The sequence below is a fragment of the Pannonibacter sp. genome (assembly GCF_051860505.1).
GTDB lineage: Bacteria > Pseudomonadota > Alphaproteobacteria > Rhizobiales > Stappiaceae > Pannonibacter.
The window spans coordinates 81,929-99,291 of record NZ_JBHYDX010000008.1 but is presented as its reverse complement, the minus strand read 5'-3'; the positions used below and the strand labels follow the sequence as shown (position 1 = coordinate 99,291).

16 protein-coding genes are annotated in these 17,363 nt (G+C 65.7%); 9 read left to right on the top strand and 7 right to left on the bottom strand.

Annotated elements, in window-relative coordinates; genetic code table 11:
• The first annotated feature begins 23 nt into the window (after positions 1-23).
• The 3 genes from ACTIFE_RS07705 to ACTIFE_RS07695 are packed head-to-tail and all read left to right on the top strand — an operon-like array spanning position 24 to position 1,790.
• Complete coding sequence (locus ACTIFE_RS07705) at positions 24-830, top strand: alpha/beta hydrolase (protein WP_439528573.1); 807 nt, start codon at positions 24-26, stop codon at positions 828-830.
• 58 nt (positions 831-888) lie between these two features.
• On the top strand, positions 889-1,080 hold the full coding sequence (locus ACTIFE_RS07700) for a DUF1289 domain-containing protein (protein ID WP_439528572.1): 192 nt from the start codon (positions 889-891) through the stop codon (positions 1,078-1,080).
• A complete protein-coding gene (locus tag ACTIFE_RS07695; protein WP_439528571.1) occupies positions 1,077-1,790 on the top strand; it encodes a TIGR02281 family clan AA aspartic protease in 714 nt (237 codons plus the stop codon). Before ACTIFE_RS07700 ends, ACTIFE_RS07695 begins: the two co-directional genes overlap by 4 nt.
• Positions 1,791-1,799: 9 nt before the next feature.
• Here ACTIFE_RS07695 and ACTIFE_RS07690 read toward each other — a convergent pair whose 3' ends face one another.
• The gene (locus ACTIFE_RS07690; RefSeq protein WP_439528570.1) at positions 1,800-2,630 is read right to left on the bottom strand and encodes a sulfite exporter TauE/SafE family protein; all 831 of its coding nucleotides are present in this window, start codon (positions 2,628-2,630) and stop codon (positions 1,800-1,802) included.
• Positions 2,631-2,892: 262 nt separating this feature from the next.
• Between ACTIFE_RS07690 and ACTIFE_RS07685 the strand changes: the two genes are divergently transcribed.
• Together ACTIFE_RS07685 and ACTIFE_RS07680 are read left to right on the top strand one after the other, a co-directional pair.
• Positions 2,893-3,300: a DUF423 domain-containing protein gene (locus tag ACTIFE_RS07685; RefSeq protein WP_439528569.1), complete on the top strand. Its 408-nt coding sequence runs from the start codon at positions 2,893-2,895 to the stop codon at positions 3,298-3,300.
• A 130-nt stretch (positions 3,301-3,430) separates the two neighbouring features.
• Positions 3,431-4,822 (top strand): cytochrome P450, encoded by a 1,392-nt coding sequence (locus ACTIFE_RS07680; protein ID WP_439528568.1) that lies wholly within the window; start codon positions 3,431-3,433, stop codon positions 4,820-4,822.
• Between the two features lie 62 nt (positions 4,823-4,884).
• On the opposite strand, the gene ACTIFE_RS07675 is transcribed toward ACTIFE_RS07680, so the two are convergent.
• The 5 genes from ACTIFE_RS07675 to ACTIFE_RS07655 all read right to left on the bottom strand — a co-directional run bounded on the left by ACTIFE_RS07675 (position 4,885) and on the right by ACTIFE_RS07655 (position 9,952).
• Positions 4,885-5,640, bottom strand: a complete 756-nt coding sequence (locus ACTIFE_RS07675) for an SDR family oxidoreductase (RefSeq protein WP_439528567.1) — start codon at positions 5,638-5,640, stop codon at positions 4,885-4,887.
• A gap of 389 nt (positions 5,641-6,029) precedes the next feature.
• Positions 6,030-6,857, bottom strand: a complete 828-nt coding sequence (gene fghA / locus ACTIFE_RS07670) for an S-formylglutathione hydrolase (RefSeq protein ID WP_439528566.1) — start codon at positions 6,855-6,857, stop codon at positions 6,030-6,032.
• Between the two features lie 11 nt (positions 6,858-6,868).
• The gene (locus ACTIFE_RS07665; protein WP_439528565.1) at positions 6,869-7,996 is read right to left on the bottom strand and encodes an S-(hydroxymethyl)glutathione dehydrogenase/class III alcohol dehydrogenase; all 1,128 of its coding nucleotides are present in this window, start codon (positions 7,994-7,996) and stop codon (positions 6,869-6,871) included.
• Positions 7,997-8,180: 184 nt separating this feature from the next.
• Complete coding sequence (locus ACTIFE_RS07660; RefSeq protein WP_439528564.1) at positions 8,181-9,515, bottom strand: MATE family efflux transporter; 1,335 nt, start codon at positions 9,513-9,515, stop codon at positions 8,181-8,183.
• 8 nt (positions 9,516-9,523) lie between these two features.
• Positions 9,524-9,952: a MarR family winged helix-turn-helix transcriptional regulator gene (locus ACTIFE_RS07655; protein WP_439528563.1), complete on the bottom strand. Its 429-nt coding sequence runs from the start codon at positions 9,950-9,952 to the stop codon at positions 9,524-9,526.
• Between the two features lie 646 nt (positions 9,953-10,598).
• On the opposite strand from ACTIFE_RS07655, the gene ACTIFE_RS07650 reads away from it, so the two are divergent.
• The 4 genes from ACTIFE_RS07650 (at position 10,599) to ACTIFE_RS07635 (ending at position 15,818) form a co-directional block, all read left to right on the top strand.
• Complete coding sequence (locus ACTIFE_RS07650; protein ID WP_439528562.1) at positions 10,599-11,852, top strand: sarcosine oxidase subunit beta family protein; 1,254 nt, start codon at positions 10,599-10,601, stop codon at positions 11,850-11,852.
• 72 nt (positions 11,853-11,924) lie between these two features.
• On the top strand, positions 11,925-12,242 hold the full coding sequence (locus ACTIFE_RS07645) for a sarcosine oxidase subunit delta (protein WP_439528561.1): 318 nt from the start codon (positions 11,925-11,927) through the stop codon (positions 12,240-12,242).
• Entirely contained in the window at positions 12,242-15,265 is a 3,024-nt protein-coding gene (locus tag ACTIFE_RS07640) for a sarcosine oxidase subunit alpha family protein (protein WP_439528560.1), read from the top strand. The genes ACTIFE_RS07645 and ACTIFE_RS07640 overlap by 1 nt, the downstream gene beginning before the upstream one ends.
• Entirely contained in the window at positions 15,258-15,818 is a 561-nt protein-coding gene (locus tag ACTIFE_RS07635; RefSeq protein WP_439528559.1) for a sarcosine oxidase subunit gamma, read from the top strand. Before ACTIFE_RS07640 ends, ACTIFE_RS07635 begins: the two co-directional genes overlap by 8 nt.
• Positions 15,819-15,823: 5 nt before the next feature.
• Here ACTIFE_RS07635 and ACTIFE_RS07630 read toward each other — a convergent pair whose 3' ends face one another.
• Positions 15,824-17,305, bottom strand: a complete 1,482-nt coding sequence (locus tag ACTIFE_RS07630; protein WP_439528558.1) for an inorganic phosphate transporter — start codon at positions 17,303-17,305, stop codon at positions 15,824-15,826.
• Positions 17,306-17,363 lie beyond the last annotated feature (58 nt).

Genomic DNA, 17,363 nt, shown 5'->3' with positions numbered 1-17,363 from the left:
GCGCTGCCGTCCGCCGCGAACTGGTGGCCCGCCAGCCCAAGGACCGGAAAGTGTTCCTGTTCATCCACGGCTACAACACCCTGTTTGCCGAAGGCGTCTTTCGGTTCGCGCAAGTGATGCATGATTCCGATGCGCCCGGCGTGCCGGTGCTGTTCACCTGGGCCTCGCGCGGTGACCTGACCGACTATGTCTATGACCTCAACAGCGCTGCCGTCGCCCGCGACGAGTTGGAGCAGACGCTGGAGGATCTGGCCAAAAGCGGCGCGCTCGAGGTCAACGTGCTCGCCCACTCGATGGGCACCTGGCTGATGATGGAGACCCTGCGCCAGATGCCGCCGGAGCGGCGCAAGAGGCTGTCGCAGAAGCTGAAGCGCATCGTTCTGGCCGCCCCGGACATCGATGTCGACGTCTTCAAGGACCAGATGCGCCGCATCGGTCGCCTTGATCCCCCCATCATCCTGCTCCTGTCCAAGGACGATAGGGCACTCAACGTGTCCAGCATCATCGCCGGTGGCAAGGACCGCGTTGGACGTTATGGCGACGACGCCGAACTCGCTGCGCTTGGCGCAGTGGTCATCGACCTGACCAATCTGGAGGGACCGGACGCGGCACACCACTCCAAATTCGCCGCCTTCGCCTCCATCGCTCCGCGTCTGACGGAGGTCTTGCAAAAGGACAAGCTGACCGTCTCCGGCAACGATGCAACCGGCAGCCTGGGCTCCGCCGGTAAGGATCTCGGTTCCTTCGTCAAGAGCACCGTGCAGGTGGCCGTGACCTTGCCCGTGACACTCGTGACCGCTCCGATCATGCTGGTGACCGGGGGCCGCTGAGCGGCTCCCGCCCCCGAACAAGTGCCGCTCCTCTTGTGTTCTGCCTGGATCCCCTTACATGGCAAGCATGGAAAGTCCCTGTGTCCGCATCTGCGTGATGGATCCCGTCTCCGGTCTCTGCCGGGGCTGCGCCCGCACGCTCGACGAGATTGTCGCCTGGGGGACGATGTCCCTCGACCAGCGGCGGACAATCATGAGTGAACTGGACGGGCGGATGGACCGGATCGCGGTGGTGGAGGCCGGTCAATGAACGGCAAGTCACTTCTGCGCGGCCTGGTCATCGGCGCGCTGGTCCTGGCCATGGTTGGCGGCCTTGTGGCGTATTTCTTCGACTTTGCTGCTGTCGACCAGACCTTCGAGGCCAATGACGACGGCCCGAGGATCGTGGCCCTGTCGGCGATTGCCTTTGTCATGCTAGCCAGCCTGGTGTTTGGACCACCGCGCCTGCGCGAGGTCCTGACGGCTGTGGCGACCTGGGGCACGCTCGGACTGGTGCTGGTTGCCGGCTATACCTATCGCTTCGAGCTCGCCGGTGTCGGTTACCGCGTGCTGGGAGCGCTGGCGCCCGGCATGGCCGTCAGCCAGGGCGACGGCAGCGTCATGGTCGTGCGCGACCCGAGCGGGCATTTCCAGATCGAGGGCGATGTCAACGGCAGGGCGGTCCGGTTTCTCGTCGACACCGGCGCGTCGGCTGTGGTCCTAACCCATGACGACGCACGCCGGGCCGGGATTGACGTGAACGCCCTGTCGTTCAGCGTACCCGTATCGACCGCCAACGGCCGCACGCTGGTGGCGCCGGTGCAGATCGAGACCCTTCAGCTGGCCGACATCCGGCTCAATGGGGTGCGCAGTTTTGTGGCCCAGCCGCAGAGCCTGGAGACGAGCCTGCTCGGCATGAGCGCCCTGTCCCGCCTGAGAAGCTGGACCGTCGAAGGCGACCGGCTGGTGCTGAACCCCTGACGGTTCGGCTCAGCCCAGGAGGCTAAAGGCGAAGCGGAAAGCCACGATCATCAAAAAGATCCCGAAGGCCAATTCCAGCCGCCGCTTCGGCCAGGCATGGGCGAGACGCACGCCAAGCGGCGCTGCCAGCGTCGTGACCGGGATGATCAGGGCAACCCCGAGCAGGTTGACATAGCCGAGCGAAAAAGCCGGCAAGCCGGGCGCGCCCCAGCCAGCCCAGATCATGCCGATGACGCCCGGCACGGAGATCAACACGCCGACGCCGGCCGAAGTGGCCACGGCCTGATGGATCGGCCGGCTGTACAGCGTCATGAACGTATTGTTCATCACCCCGCCGCCGATCCCCATCAGCGTGGACAGAAACCCGATCAGTGCGCCGCAGAGGGGGCGGATGGGAAAACCGGGGATGTCATCGCCGAGGCGCCAGCTGGCCCGGTTGAACAGCATCCTCAAGCCCACCAGCATCGCGATGACAGCAAAGATGCCTTTCAGGCCGTCGCCGGAGACATGCGCCGCAACGAGAGCTGCGAGCGCCACCCCGAGCGGCAGGGGGATCAGCCAGCTTTTCAGGAGGGCTTCGTCCACCGCGCCCCTGGCCCGATGCGACAGGAAAGAGCGCAGCGAAGTCGGAACAATGATGCCAAGGGAGGTCGCAACGGCCACATGCATGCGCACGCTCTCGTCGACGCCGAGCAGAACAAAAAACTGATACAACACCGGCACGAGCACCGCGCCGCCGCCAATGCCGAACAGGCCGGCCAGCAGGCCCGCAACGCCGCCGGCAGCCAGCAGGCCAAGCACGAGACCGAGGGTCTCGACCGAAAGAAGCTGAAAATCCATGAACCTGTCCTGGGATGGTCGTCCCGGGGCAAGGGACGTCGGAGGAAGGAGGGGTTTGTCTCCCCTTGCTGCCACAAGCCTGCGGACATGTCACGCCGAACAGGGCCTTCAGCACGCGCAAGTGTGCGAACGAGGAAAGTCGTTTTGCCGGTTGCGACGGTTTGCCCCTCCCCGGGCGCACGACTTGGGTTAAAGTCGCGGGAAAGGCTTGGACATCGCCCGAGGGGCGTGACCCGCCACCCACCAGACCGGATATCGGCCGATGATCAAATACCAGACCCCGGAGCCTGCCGCGACCGCGCCCCTGTTCCGCATCGGCCTTGTCCTTGGAGGGCTGACCGGGGCGCTGGGAGTGGCCCTGTCGGCGCTGGCCGCGCATGTGGACACCACCGGCCTGCTGGCAACGGCTGCGCAGATGCTGATGTATCACGCACCAGCCTTCCTGGCCCTTGCCGCCGTGGCGCAAGTGCGCCGCGTCCCGTTGCTGCCGCTGGCCCTGGGGCTGATTGCTATCGGGCTGCTGCTGTTCTGTGGTGACCTTGCCAGCCGTGCCTTGCGCGATGCGCGGCTGTTCCCGATGGCGGCCCCGACCGGCGGCATGATGCTGATCGTCGGCTGGGCCGCTGCGGCAATTTCAGCGCTGCTGGTGCGGCCGCGTTCCGGGCAATGAAAAGCGTATTGTTGCAACGCGAGATGGAGTAAAGAAGCGCCGTCGGCCGCGCTGCCCTCCCTCTCTGCGCGGCTCTTTCCGAGGATCAATCTTGGACCAGAGTAGCCCTCTTTCCGCCACCGGACCTGAAATGAACACCCTTGCTGGCCAGTGGCCAGCGGACTTCATCCCACCATTTCCGCTCCGCCATGACCGGACGCCGCCGATCCTCGAGCTGATGGGCCTTGCTCGTCGCAACTTCCTGTCGATCTGGACCAAGGGCAATTTTGCCTCCCGCATGATGACCCAGCAGGTCCTGCGGCGGATGGTCGTCATCTGCAACAGCCCCGACGTGGTGCAGGAGGCCTTCCAGACCCATCACGTCGAACTGCAACGCAAGAGCCCGCAGATGCGCCATGCTCTGGCGCCACTGATCGGCGACGGGCTGTTCATCTCCGACAGTGAAACCTGGGCGCGCCGGCGCAAGGTGGTTGCACCGATCATCCATGGCTCGCGCGTGCCGGGCTTTGCCCCGATCATGATCGACACGATCAAGGAACAGCGCGAGACCTGGGCCAACCGAGGCGATGGCGCTGAAATTGACGCGCTCGCCGACATGGCGCATCTGACGGCGGAAATCATCTGCCGGACGATCTTTGGCCGGCAGCTTGGCAAGAACTACGCCCATGAGGTCGTCGAGGGCTTTTCCGAGTACCAGCGCCACATCGACCAAGTCGACCTGCCCGCCATGCTCGGCCTGCCCGAATGGCTGCCGCGTTTCCGCAAGCCGGCCGTGCGCCAGGCAACCAAGCGGATCCTCGGGGTTCTGGACGAAATCATCGACAGCTATCAGATCCAGAAGGACAATGGCGAAGCCTCCGTCATCGGCGGCCTGCTGGAAGCCCGCGACGAGGATGGCAAGCCGCTGACCCGCGAGGCCATTCGCAACGAGGCGGCCGTGATCTTCATGGCCGGGCACGAGACAACCGCCAACACGCTGGCCTGGACATGGTTCCTGCTGTCGCAGTCGCCGCGCGTACGTGCCCGACTGCACGAGGAACTGGATACGGTTCTGGCCGGCGCGACCCCGACCTTCAAGGACGTTGCCCGCCTGCCCTACACCAAGGCGATCATCGAGGAATCGCTGCGGCTCTACCCGCCGGTGCCGATCCTTGCCCGCGAGGCGATGGACGATGTCATGGTCGGGGGCCGCAAGCTGCCCAAGGGCACGATCCTGATGGTCGTGCCGTGGCTCCTGCATCGCAATCCGCTGTTGTGGGAGGACGCCGACGCGTTCAATCCGGACCGGTTCCTGCCCGGTGCGGCCGCCCGCCCGTCGAAATATGGCTATGTACCGTTCTCGATTGGACCCCGCATCTGCGCCGGCCTGCAGTTCGGCATGACCGAGGCTATCCTCAGTCTGGCCATCCTGGCGCAAGGCTTTGACCTGAAACTGAAGCCGGGTACGGATGTGCAGCCAGCCTGCCGCCTGACCCTGCGCCCAGGCGACGCCCTGCCGATGACCCTGACCCGTCGAAACTGAGAGCCAGGATCATCATCGGGCGCCCCTGAGAGGACATCAGGGTTTTGCCCCGTCAGGCATTGTCACGCCTTGCAGATGGCGTTGCCACCATCGGCGAACATGGCCGAGCCGGTGACGAAGGACGCGTCGTCGCTGAGAAGGAAAGCGGCGGCGGCGGCGATTTCCTCCGGCGCTGCGATGCGCTTCAGGGCATGCAGCCCGGCAATCCAGGACAACGCGCCCGCATCACTCGGGGCCATTTCGGTCAGCGTTCCCCCCGGCAGCAGCGCATTCACCCGGAGACCGGCCGCGCCATGTTCGGCCGCCAGCACCTGGGTCAGGCCGATCAGTCCGGCTTTGGAGGCCGCATAGGCCGCCATGCCCGGCAGGCCGACGCCGTGCCCGACAAAAGTGGAGGTGAAGACAATCGCACCCTTGCCGCCATTGGCCAGCATGGCCGGGATCTGGTGGCGGGCGAGATGGAAAGCGCTGGTGAGATTAACCGCCAGCACCCGGTGCCAGTTGCCCGGTTCCATCTGTGGCAGCGGACCCATGTCGCCGACCATGCCGGCGTTGTTGAAGGCCCCGTCGAGACGGCCATAGGTGGCAAGCGCTGCCGCCACCAGCGCCTCGGCATGGGCGTCGTCGGCGACGTCTCCGGCCACGCTGACCGCCTGTCCGCCGGCGGCCTTGATCTCGGCGGCGAGCGCCTCCAGCCGGTCGCCGCGCCGCGCGCCGAGGACAAGTTTTGCCCCGCGTGCCGCAAAGAGCCGCGCGGCTGCCGCGCCAATGCCGCTGCTGGCGCCAGTGAGGATGATGACCTTGTCGGTGAGTTGCATGTGTCCGGTCTCCGGTTGGGAATACCGGCGGACCCTATGCGTCGGCGCCTGCCACCTCGACCCGAAACGCGAGCGGCAAGACTTTGTTTTTCTGTGGTTTTTTGTGCTTTCGATCGGGTTTCGGGTGGTCAGGGGCTGTTGCCTTGCCGGGTACGGGGACAGCAGCCACACACTCGGGCGTCACCCCGGGCGAGAGCGAAGCGGAGACCCGGGGCCCACTCGTTTGCAGAGGGCCAGAGAGGCTCGCGGGGCTGCAAAGTCAGCAGTGGCAACGGCGTGCGATGGGGACTGCTCTGGAAACGAGTGGGCCCCGGCTCGGCGCTGCGCTTGGCCGGGGTGACTCGGAGAGGGGGCATTGGCTCCGCCCCCCTTCTGTCCTTCCCCCCGTCTCAATCCTTCAGCCGCGCGGCGTGCCAGGCGACATGATCGCGGGCGAAGGTGGCGACGAAGTTGTAGGAGTGGTCGTAGCCGGCCTGTAGCCGCAAGGTGCCCGGCGTACGGGTGGTGGCGAGCGCCGTGGCCAGTGCCTCGGGCTTCAGAAGGTCGAGGAACTGGTCTCCAAGCCCCTGATCGATCAGCATCTCCCTCTTCCAGCCTCTGGACGCTAGCAACAGGGCGGCGTCATGCTCCTGCCAGAGCGTCTCGTCGGGGCCGAGATAGGCGGCAAGTTGCTTGCGGCCCCAGGTCGATGCGGTCGGGTGGGCGATCGGCGCAAAGGCGGACAGCGTCCGGTACAGCTCCGGGTGACGCATGGCCAGGGTCAGCGCGCCGTGGCCGCCCATGGAGTGACCGGTGATGCCGTGCCGGTCGGTGACCGGAAACTGCGCCTGCACCAGCTGGCGCAATTCGCGCACGACATAGTCTTCCATCCGGAAATGCGGTGCCCAGGGCGCCTCGGTGGCGTCGACATAAAAGCCGGCGCCCTGGCCAAGGTCATAGGCGGCGTCATTGGCGACGCCCTCGCCGCGCGGGCTGGTGTCGGGAAACACCAGCGCCAGGCCGAACTCCGCCGCATGGGCCTGCAGCCCGGCTTTGGTCATGGCGTTCTCATGCGTACAGGTGAGGCCCGAGAGATACCACAGGCACGGCACCGACCCCTGGCTCGCCTGCGGCGGCATATAGACCGCGAAGGTCATCGGCACGCCGCAGGCCGCGCTGTTATGGCTGTAAACACCCTGCACGCCGCCAAAGCAGCGGCTTTCGGAAACGGTCTTCATCACGTGCGACCTCAGTAAACGACGACCGAGCGGATCGATTCGCCCGAATGCATCAGCTCGAAGCCCTTGTTGATGTCCTCGAGCGGCATGACATGGGTGATCATCGGGTCGATCTCGATCTTGCCATCGAGATACCAGTCGACGATCTTCGGCACGTCGGTGCGCCCGCGCGCGCCGCCGAAGGCCGTGCCCATCCAGGTGCGGCCGGTGACGAGTTGGAACGGACGGGTGGAGATTTCCTGGCCGGCGCCGGCAACGCCGATCACCACCGACTTGCCCCAGCCGCGATGCGAGGCTTCCAGCGCCTGGCGCATCACCTTGGTGTTGCCGGTGCAGTCGAAGGTGTAGTCCGCGCCGCCGATCTGGTCCGCGCCGCGCTTGGTCAGGTTGACGAGATAGGGCACCAGATCCTCGCCCACTTCCAGCGGGTTGACGAAATGCGTCATGCCGAAGCGCTCGCCCCAGGGCTTCTTGTCGTTGTTGAGGTCGACGCCGATGATCATGTCGGCGCCGGCCAGGCGCAGGCCCTGGATCACGTTGAGGCCGATGCCGCCGAGGCCGAAGACGATGGCGGTCGCACCCATCTCCACCTTGGCCGTATTGATCACCGCGCCGATGCCGGTGGTGACGCCGCAGCCGATGTAGCAGATCTTGTCGAAGGCGGCGGCCGGGTTGACCTTGGCCAGCGCGATCTCCGGCAGGACGGTGTAGTTGGCGAAGGTCGAGCAGCCCATGTAGTGGTGCACCTTCTCGCCGTTGATGGAGAAGCGCGAGGTGCCGTCCGGCATCACGCCCTGGCCCTGGGTCGAACGGATCGCCGTGCACAGGTTAGTCTTGCGCGACAGGCAGGACGGGCATTCGCGGCATTCGGGCGTATAGAGCGGGATGACGTGATCGCCCGGCTTCAGGCTGGTGACGCCCTTGCCGACTTCGACGACAACGCCAGCGCCCTCATGGCCGAGGATCGCGGGGAAGATGCCTTCCGGATCGGCGCCAGACAGGGTGAAGTCGTCCGTGTGGCAGATGCCGGTGGCCTTGACCTCGACCAGCACCTCGAAGGCGCGCGGGCCCTCCAGCTGCACAGTGGTGACTTCCAGCGGCTTGCCTGCGGCAACGGCAACGGCGGCGCGAACGTCCATGGGGTCGATCCTCTTTAAATGGAATAGGTGGGGAAGTTTGGCGGCACCATAGCCGAACCATGCCCGGCAGGGCCAGCCCGTGCTGTCGGGCAGGCGCCCAACCTGCCGCGAAATGCGACAGGCTGGGGATGATTTCAAAGGCTTGCCGGTGTCAGGCCGGTATCAGGCAGATGTCAGGCCGGTATCAGGCTGGCGCCGCCACCAGCCGGTCCTGCCGGTGCAGATGCAGCGCCAGCATGACCAGCACGATCGGGGCGAGAAACAGGTTTGCTGCCGGGATCGCCAGCCAGATGCCATCGGTGCCGAGGAAGCGGGGCAGGATGGCGAGGAAGGGCAGTTGCACCAGCATGTTGGCCGCCGCGATCATCAACGCCCGGCGCGCGTCGCCGATGGCCTGGAAGTAGGTCGCGACGATGATGATGAGGCCTTCCAGCATCATCGTGAAGAGATGCAGGCGAATGCCATGTTCTGCCGCCGCCGACAGCACCGGATCCCCGGTGGTGAACAGGGCGACGAACACCTCCGGTACGATCAGCAGCGCGGCCACAAGCGCGCAGCCAAGCCCGAAAATCGAGATCATGGCAAGGCGCAAGGTTCCAAGGACCGCCTTCCGCTCCCCCGCGCCATGGAAATAGCTCACCAGCGGTTGCATGCCACCGCAGATGCCCTCGCCCAGCAGGTAGTAGAAGGCCATGTAGTAGTCGGTGATGGCGAAGGCGGCGACCTGCACTTCCGAGCCGAAGCGCATGAACAGGTAATTATGCAGCATGATGACGACACTCATGTAGAGATACATGATCATGCTGGTGAACCCGGTGACCAGGATTTGGGCAATCCGCCCCAGCCGGATGCGGAAATCAGAGAGCCGCGGCCGGAGCGCCATCGGACGGCCGAACAGGAACCACAGGCAGGCGATGTCCGACACCGCTTCGCCAGCGACCGTTGCCGCAGCCGCCCCCGACAGGCCCCAGCCGAACTCGACGATAAAGACATAGTCGAGCACCAGATTGACCAGCACGCCGGCGAACATGGCCAGCGTGGCGCGGACCGGTGCGCCGGTGTTGCGCACCAGGAGCGGCAGGACAGCGGCGCCCATGACCGAGATGCCGCCAAGGCCGCGCACGAACAGGTAATCCATGCCATGGCGGACCACCTCGTCCGGGGCGCCCTGGAACGACAGGAAAGCCTCGCGGCACAGGATCAGGAACACGCCGCCGACGAGGCCGAGGATGACCACAAGCAGAAGCGACAGGCCGAGATAGCGCCGGGCGAGCGCCACGCGGCCCGCGCCATTGGCCATGGAGAGCAGCGCCCCGCCGCCAATCCCGATCATGGTGCCAACCGCCAGCACCACGCCGACAAGCGGCCAGGCCATGTAAATGCCTGAAAGACCCGGCGTGCCCATCACATGACCGATGAAGATGCCATCGATCATCATGTTCAGCGCCTGAACCACCAGCGCCGCCACTGCCGGCAGCGTGTAGATCAGGAAGGTCCGGGGAATGCGCGTGCTGTCCATGGAGCTTCTCAAAAATCGGTCGTCAGATTGCCCCGCGCCTTGGCGAGAAGGCGGGAGAGTTCGGAAAGCTCTTGCGGCTCGAGCATGGCGGCAAGGCGGGACGCGGTGTCGGCGTAGATCGTCTGTTCCTCCGCCTCCAGCGCCTGACATTTCGGCGTTAGCACAAGAAGCACCGAACGGGCATCCTCGCCGCTCGCACTGCGGCTGATGTAGCCGCGCACTTCCAGCTTGCGCACCATGGCGCTGGCCGAGGCGGGCGTTACCTGCAGGCGCTGAGCCAGCTCGCCCAGACGGAGCGGGCGGCCGGCGCCCAGCAGCGCATAGAGATAATCCAGCTCGTTCGGCGTGAGGTCCATCGAGCCGCTGCGGCGCGATTCCTCGCGCCAGCGGAACCACATGTGCCACTGCAGGCAGCGCAGGCTTTCCTCGAGATCCATGATATAACCTTTTGTTAGTTTGTCTAACTAACATGATGGCAGCGGTGTTTTCAAGCCCTGTCCGTCTTGGGCCGCCGGACCTCCCCTCTCCTTCGTCATGCCATGACTTGATCATGGCATCCATGCCGTGGCGGTGCGGACCATGCGGCGGGGGTGGCGGGGCGAGCCACGCAGACGCTCCCCGGGTGGAGAGGGCACGGCATGGATGCCATGGACGAGCCATGGCATGACGAAAGCGGTGAGGAACGGTCGTGGGGATGGGCCGCTGGCCCTCGCCTCTCCTTCGTCATGCCATGACTTGATCATGGCATCCATGCCGTGGCGGTGCGGACCATGCGGCGGGGGTGGGGGGGCGAGCCACGCAGGCGCTGCCTGGGTGGAGAGGGCACGGCATGGATGCCATGGTCGGGCCATGGCATGACGAAAGCGTTGAAGTGGCAGCGTGGAACCAGCGGCTGGCATCGGCGACACTTTCTTCTTCTGCGACGCAGCATGTCGGATTCAGACCATCGGTTGACCGATCAGGAAGCCCCCTTGACGGCAGGGTTGGCGATGATGGCACCCTGCCCTGTCAGCGGCCGCACCCGGTGCTGGAGAGCTGGCAGGATCCATTCACGGCATCAGACCAGGGGCAAAAGCGGCGGCCATGACGCGCTATTCCTTCCTCGAAGTGGCGAAAAACGCCTTCAGCGCCCACAAGAACTGGGGCCGGCAGTGGCGTTCGCCCCAGCCGAAGCCGGCCTATGATGTGATCATCATCGGTGCGGGCGGCCATGGCCTTGCCACCGCCTATTATCTCGCCAAGGTGCATGGCATCACCAATGTCGCCGTGCTCGACAAGGGCTGGCTCGGCGGCGGCAACACGGGCCGCAACACCACCATCGTGCGCTCCAACTATCTCTGGGAGGAAAGCGCGAGGCTCTACCAGCACGCGCTCGATCTCTGGGACGGGCTGTCGCAGGACCTGAACTACAACGTCATGTATTCGCAGCGCGGCGTGATGATGCTGGCGCATACGGTGCATGACATTCAGGTGTTCAAGCGCCACATCCATGCCAACCGGCTGGCCGGTGTCACCAACGAGTGGCTGAGCGCCGAGGAAGCCAAGGAATTCTGCCCGCCGCTCAACATCGACAGGAACATCCGCTATCCGGTGATGGGCGCGGCGCTGCAGCGCGTCGGCGGAACGGCGCGGCATGACGCGGTCGCCTGGGGCTACGCGCGCGGGGCGGATGCACTTGGGGTTGATATCATTCAAAACTGCGCCGTCACCGGCATCCGCCGGGCCCCGACGGGCGAGGTGACCGGTGTTGAAACCACACGCGGCTTCATCGGTGCGAAGAAGATCGGCTGTGTCGCCGCCGGCAACACCTCCGTCGTCATGGCGATGGCTGGGTTGAAGCTGCCGCTTGAATCCAATCCGCTGCAGGCGCTGGTGTCGGAGCCGGTGAAGCCGGCCTTTCCTTGCGTGGTCATGTCGAACACGATCCACGCCTATATCTCCCAGTCGGACAAGGGCGAGCTGGTGATCGGCGCGGGCACGGACCAGTTCGTGTCCTATTCCCAGGCGGGTGGCTTGCACATTACCACGCACACGCTTGATGCCATCTGCGAGCTGTTCCCGATGTTCCGCCGCATGCGCATGCTGCGCAACTGGGGCGGCATCGTCGACAACACGCCCGACCGCTCGCCGATCATCGGGCTGACACCGGTGCCGGGGCTTTATCTCAACTGCGGCTGGGGCACGGGTGGCTTCAAGGCCACGCCGGGCTCGGGCCATGTCTTTGCCCACACCATCGCCACCGGAGCCCCGCATCCGGTCAATGCCCCCTTCTCGCTCGACCGGTTCCGCACCGGACGGCTGATCGATGAGGCGGCCGCGGCCGCCGTGGCTCACTAGAGCATGAGGCCGAAAAGTGTGTAGCGGTTTTCGGAAGACCTCATGCTCCAACCTGTTAGATGCGATCAAGTCATGCTGCTGATTTCCTGTCCCTATTGCGGCGTCGAACGGCCCGAGACCGAGTTCCGCTACGGCGGCGAGGCGCATATCGCCCGCCCCGCCGATCCCTCGCAGCTCAATGACGAGGAATGGGCTGAGTTCCTCTACATGCGCAGCAACACGCGTGGCCTTTATGCCGAACGCTGGCGCCATGCCCATGGCTGCGGTCGCTTCTTCAACGCCGTGCGCGACACGGTCAGCGACAAATTCGTCTGCACCTACAAGGCCGGCGAACCCAAGCCCGACCTCGACGCCCTTGCCAGCGCCTCCCAGGAAAAGGACGCCCGCTGATGAGCGCCCAGAACCAGAAATCAACCCAGAGCGCTCGCCTTGCCCGTGGTGGCCGCATCGACCGGTCGCGGACGCTTCAGTTCAGGTTCGACGGCAAGGTGATGCAGGCGCATCCGGGCGACACGCTCGCCTCCGCGCTGATTGCCAACGGCGTGCATCTCGTTGGCCGCTCGTTCAAGTATCACCGCCCGCGCGGCATCCTGACGGCCGGATCGGAAGAGCCGAACGCGCTTGTCGGCATCTACCGCCACGGCGACCAGACCCCGAACCTGCGCGCGACACAGGTGGAGGTTTACGAAGGCCTAATGGCGATCAGCCAGAACCGCTTCCCCTCGCTTGGCTTCGATGTTGGGGCAGTGAACGATATGCTGTCGCCATTGTTCCCGGCCGGCTTCTACTACAAGACCTTCATGTGGCCGAAGGCGTTCTGGGACAAGGTGTACGAGCCGGTGATCCGCGCCGCTGCCGGTCTCGGCAAGCCGCCGAAGCTGGCCGATCCGGATCATTACGCCAACCTCTATGCCCATTGCGACGTGCTGGTGATCGGCTCCGGTCCGGCGGGTCTGGCGGCTGCGCTCTCGGCCAGCGAGACGGGCGCGCGGGTGATCCTGTGCGACGAGCAGGCGGAAATGGGCGGCTCGCTGCTCAGCGAAACCGGCTCCACCATTGAGGGCCTGCCGGCCGCCGACTGGGTCGCCGCCACGCTGGCGACGCTCGCTCAGCGGGACAACGTGACGCTGCTGCCGCGCACCACTGCGTTTGGCTATTTCGTGCAGAATTTCGTCGCGCTGGCCGAACGCGTCACTGACCATCTGGCTGAGCCGGATGCGAGCCTGCCGCGTGAGCGCATGTGGCAGGTGCGGGCGAAAGAAGTGGTCATTGCTGCGGGAGCGCATGAGCGGCCGATGGTGTTCCCGGAGAACGACCGGCCGGGCATCCTGCTGGCCAGCGCCGGCCGCACCTATCTCAACCGCTATGGGGTGACCGTCGGGCACCGGGTGCTGGTGACCACAGCCTGCAACAGCGCCTGGGCCGCCGCCTTCGATCTGGCGGATGCCGGGGTCGAGGTGGTGGCGATTGCCGACATGCGCGCCAATCCGCCGGAGCATCTGTGCGAGGCGGCCGCACGCCGGGGCATTCGTGTCGAGGCGGCCTGCGTCGTCACCGGCACCAGCGGGCGGCTGCGTGTGTCGAAGGCGATGCTCGGCCGGCTGCGCAAGGACGGCAGCGTGGTCTCTGCGGGTGATGTGACCTGCGATGCCATCCTGATGTCCTCCGGCTGGACGCCGTCGGTCAGCCTCTATTCGCAGTCGCGCGGCAAGGTCGTTTGGAATGCCGAGCACGAGGCGTTCCTGCCTGGCGCCAGCGTGCAGCGGGAGCGCTCCGCCGGAAGCTGCCGGGGTGTGAATGGCCTGGCGGCGGTGCTGGAGGACGGCTATGCCGCCGGCGAACAGGCTGCAGAGGCCGCGACCGGTGCCACGCGCAAGGGCGGCCGCCTGATGGCAACCGGTGGCGAGGCTTCGACCGGCGGCTATCTTGGCGCGCTGCCGCATGACCGCAACGCCGGCCGGGTGAAGGCCTTTGTCGACTACCAGAACGACGTCACCGCCAAGGACGTGCAGCTGGCGGTGCGCGAAGGCATGATGTCGATCGAGCACATCAAGCGCTACACGACCACCGGCATGGCGACTGACCAGGGCCGCCTGTCCAACATGAACGCGCTGGCGATTGCCTCCGGCGCGCTGGGCGCACCGCTGCCGCAGGTGGGTCTGACCACCTTCCGCCTGCCCTATTCGCCGACGACCTTCGGCACCTTTGCCGGCTCCTCGCGCGGCGATGCCTTCGACCCGGTGCGGCGCACGCCGTCGCATGACTGGGTGGTGGCCAAGGGCGGCGTCTTCGAGGATGTCGGCCAGTGGAAGCGCACCTGGTATTTCCCGAAAGGGTCCGAGGACATGCACGCGGCCGTCGCGCGCGAATGTCGCGTGACGCGGCAGGCGGTCGGCCAGTTCGATGCCTCGACGCTCGGCAAGATCGAGGTGGTGGGCAAGGACGCGGCCGAATTCCTCGAGCGCTTCTACACCAACCCGTGGAAAGGCCTGAAGCCCGGCCGCTGCCGCTATGCGGTGCTGCTCAACGAGGCCGGATACATCATTGATGACGGCGTCGTCGGGCGGCTCTCGGAAGACCGGTTCCACGTCACCACCACCACGGGCGGCGCGGCGCGGGTCTTTGCCATGATGGAGGATTTCCTCCAGACAGAATGGCCGGATCTCGACGTGTGGATCACCTCGACCACCGAGCAATATGCGGTGATTGCGGTGCAGGGCCCGAAGGCGCGCGAGGTGATTGCGCCCTTTGTCGAGGGCATTGACCTCTCCAACGAGGCCTTCCCGCACATGAGCGTCGCTTCGGGCCGCTTTGCCGGCCTGCCCTGCCGCCTGTTCCGGGTGAGCTTCACGGGCGAACTGGGCTTTGAAGTGAACGTGCCGGCGCGCCATGGGGCCAAGGTGTGGGAACTGATCAACGCGGAAGTCGTCAAGCACGGCGGCTGTGTCTACGGCACCGAGACCATGCACGTGCTGCGCGCCGAGAAGGGCTACATCATCATCGGTCAGGAGACCGACGGCACGGTGACCCCGGACGACGCCGGGCTTGACTGGGCCATCGGCAAGAAGAAGTTCGATTTCGTCGGCAAGCGCTCGCTGTCGCGTCCGGACCTCGTCGCCAAGGGCCGCAAACAGGTCGTCGGCCTCATGCCGGTCGACCCGAAGCAGATGCTGGAAGAAGGGGCGCAGATCACCGCCGAAGCCAATCCCGCCAAGGGCATGCCGGCGCTGGGCCATGTGACCTCGGCCTACTGGAGCGAGGCGCTCGGGCGGACCATTGCGCTCGCCATCGTCAAGGATGGCCGCGCCCGCCACGGCGAAGTGCTGAATGTGCCGATGCCGGCCGGCGCGATCCCGGTGAAGGTCGTCGACCCCGTTATGTATGACCCGGAAGGAACCCGTCTCAATGGCTGAGCTCTACACACCCGCCGCAAGCCTTGCGCCGGTGCTGCGCCAGGATGCGGTTAGCATCCAGAAGACGGCTCCCCTCGCCCGCCTGTCGTTCCGTGGCCGCGCGGAAGCGCAGACAGCGGTTGCCGGCGCACTGGGCTTTGCCTTGCCGCAGGCGCCGCTGTCGGCGGCCACTGGCGCAGGCAAGGCCGCCCTGTGGCTTGGGCCCGACGAGTGGCTGCTGCTGGCACCCGAGGCCGAGTTGGAGGCCTTCGAGGCCGCCGTCAACGCCGCTGTCGCCGGGCTGGCGGCATCCGTCACCGACATCTCGCACCGGCAGGATGCGGTGCTGGTGAGCGGTCCGCGCGCGACCTGGCTCATGAACTCCGGCGTGCCGATCGATCTGGCGCTGTCGGCTTTCCCCATAGGCATGGTCACGCGCACGCTCTGCCACAAGGCGGAGGTGATCCTGTGGCGGAGGGCAGAGGACCAGTTCGTGCTGGAGTGCTGGCGCAGCTTCCAGCCCTATGTGCTGGAGCATCTTCTGGATGCTGCCCGGGAACTGTCGGCAGCCTGACGCCGTCAGAAGATCGCGTCGAGAATGAGGTGCATCAGTCCGGCAATCAGCGCCGCAGCTGGCACCGTCACCATCCAGGCGGCCAGGATCGTCATGACATGGGAGCGGCGCACCAGCAGGCGCCGCTTCTGCTCCTCGCGGCTGCGGATCGGGCGCAGTTTTGTCCCGGCCTTGCCCGACGGGACATCCGCCCGGTAGCCAACGCGCTGCGTCTCCCACTCGCGAAAGAACCCGACGCCGAACACGGCGCCGACCGCCACATGTGTTGTGCTGACCGGCAATCCGAGCGCCGAGGCGAGGATCACGGTGACCCCCGTAGCCAGCGCGATGCAATAGGCACGCATCGGATTGAGCTTGGTGATCTGCTGGCCAACGAGGCGAATGAGACGCGGGCCGAACAGGATCAAGCCCAGCGAAATGCCCACGGCCCCGATTGCCATCACCCAGACCGGAATGCGCACCGTCTCGCTGATCGCGCCAGCCCCAAGCGCATGGGCAATGGCGGCAACCGGGCCGACTGCATTGGCAACATCATTGGCGCCATGGGCAAAGGACAGGAGCGCCGCCGCGCCGATCAGTGGCCAGGCAAACAGCTGGCGGACGGACTGGTTGCGATTTTCGAGCCCCACAGCCTGGCGGGCAATCACGGGCCGGACCAGCGCATGGGCGGCAACGCCGACAATCAAGCCGGCCAGCAGCGCATGACCAAGGTCCAGCGCCACGACGCGGGACAGGCCCTTGTAGGTCAGATAGGTCGCGAATGTGCCGGCCATCACGCCGATCAGCCGCGGCACCCAGCGCCGGGCTGCATCGATCTTGTCGAACTGATAGACAACCTTGCTGCGGATGAAAGCGAGGATCAATGCCGCAAGTAAGGCGCTCAGCAACGGCGAGGCAAGCCAGCCCGCCATGATGAAGCTGACCACTGACCAGTTCACCGGCTCGAACCCCAAACCGGCAATGGCCCCGCCCAGGACCCCACCGACCACCGACTGGGTCGTCGAGATCGGCGCTCCGATCCAGGTGGCAAAATTCAGCCAGAGGCCGGCGGCCAGCAGCGCTGACAGCATCACCAGCGCGAAGTCATCCGGGGTTTCTGCGTCGAGTGGCGTGATGATACCCGCCGAAATGGTCTTGATCACATCGCCGCCAGCAATCAGCGCGCCGGCGCTTTCGCAAACTGCTGCCATGATAAGGGCTGCTGGCAGGCTCAACGCCCGCGCCCCGACGGCCGGGCCGACGTTGTTGGCCACGTCATTGGCGCCGATGTTGATCGCCATGTAGCCGCCGACAGCGGCGGCGGTGATGATCAGGATGCTGCCTGGCAAGGCCGGTACATAGGCTATGGCGATGACGGCGCAAAACACCAGAAACAGGAAGGCAAGGCCGGGCGCCACGAGCTTTCTGCCCGTGTAGCCTGCGGCATCCTCGATATAGGCGAGCTTGTCGAGATCCTTGTCGAGGATCGACTTCTGGTCTGTCTTCACGTGATGCTGCCTGTTGGCCTCCCGACCATGTCCGCCGATACAGTGGTTCAAGGCCGGA

What these genes read in the sequence shown, in the direction of transcription:
- ACTIFE_RS07655 (WP_439528563.1), bottom strand. Translation starts at nt 9,952, where the DNA reads ATGGATCTCGAGGAAAGCCTGCGCTGCCTGCAGTGGCACATGTGGTTC.
- ACTIFE_RS07680 (WP_439528568.1), top strand. Translation starts at nt 3,431, where the DNA reads ATGAACACCCTTGCTGGCCAGTGGCCAGCGGACTTCATCCCACCATTT.
- fghA (WP_439528566.1), bottom strand. Translation starts at nt 6,857, where the DNA reads ATGAAGACCGTTTCCGAAAGCCGCTGCTTTGGCGGCGTGCAGGGTGTT.
- ACTIFE_RS07690 (WP_439528570.1), bottom strand. Translation starts at nt 2,630, where the DNA reads ATGGATTTTCAGCTTCTTTCGGTCGAGACCCTCGGTCTCGTGCTTGGC.
- ACTIFE_RS07635 (WP_439528559.1), top strand. Translation starts at nt 15,258, where the DNA reads ATGGCTGAGCTCTACACACCCGCCGCAAGCCTTGCGCCGGTGCTGCGC.
- ACTIFE_RS07665 (WP_439528565.1), bottom strand. Translation starts at nt 7,996, where the DNA reads ATGGACGTTCGCGCCGCCGTTGCCGTTGCCGCAGGCAAGCCGCTGGAA.
- ACTIFE_RS07685 (WP_439528569.1), top strand. Translation starts at nt 2,893, where the DNA reads ATGATCAAATACCAGACCCCGGAGCCTGCCGCGACCGCGCCCCTGTTC.
- ACTIFE_RS07695 (WP_439528571.1), top strand. Translation starts at nt 1,077, where the DNA reads ATGAACGGCAAGTCACTTCTGCGCGGCCTGGTCATCGGCGCGCTGGTC.
- ACTIFE_RS07645 (WP_439528561.1), top strand. Translation starts at nt 11,925, where the DNA reads ATGCTGCTGATTTCCTGTCCCTATTGCGGCGTCGAACGGCCCGAGACC.
- ACTIFE_RS07675 (WP_439528567.1), bottom strand. Translation starts at nt 5,640, where the DNA reads ATGCAACTCACCGACAAGGTCATCATCCTCACTGGCGCCAGCAGCGGC.
- ACTIFE_RS07660 (WP_439528564.1), bottom strand. Translation starts at nt 9,515, where the DNA reads ATGGACAGCACGCGCATTCCCCGGACCTTCCTGATCTACACGCTGCCG.
- ACTIFE_RS07640 (WP_439528560.1), top strand. Translation starts at nt 12,242, where the DNA reads ATGAGCGCCCAGAACCAGAAATCAACCCAGAGCGCTCGCCTTGCCCGT.
- ACTIFE_RS07650 (WP_439528562.1), top strand. Translation starts at nt 10,599, where the DNA reads ATGACGCGCTATTCCTTCCTCGAAGTGGCGAAAAACGCCTTCAGCGCC.
- ACTIFE_RS07700 (WP_439528572.1), top strand. Translation starts at nt 889, where the DNA reads ATGGCAAGCATGGAAAGTCCCTGTGTCCGCATCTGCGTGATGGATCCC.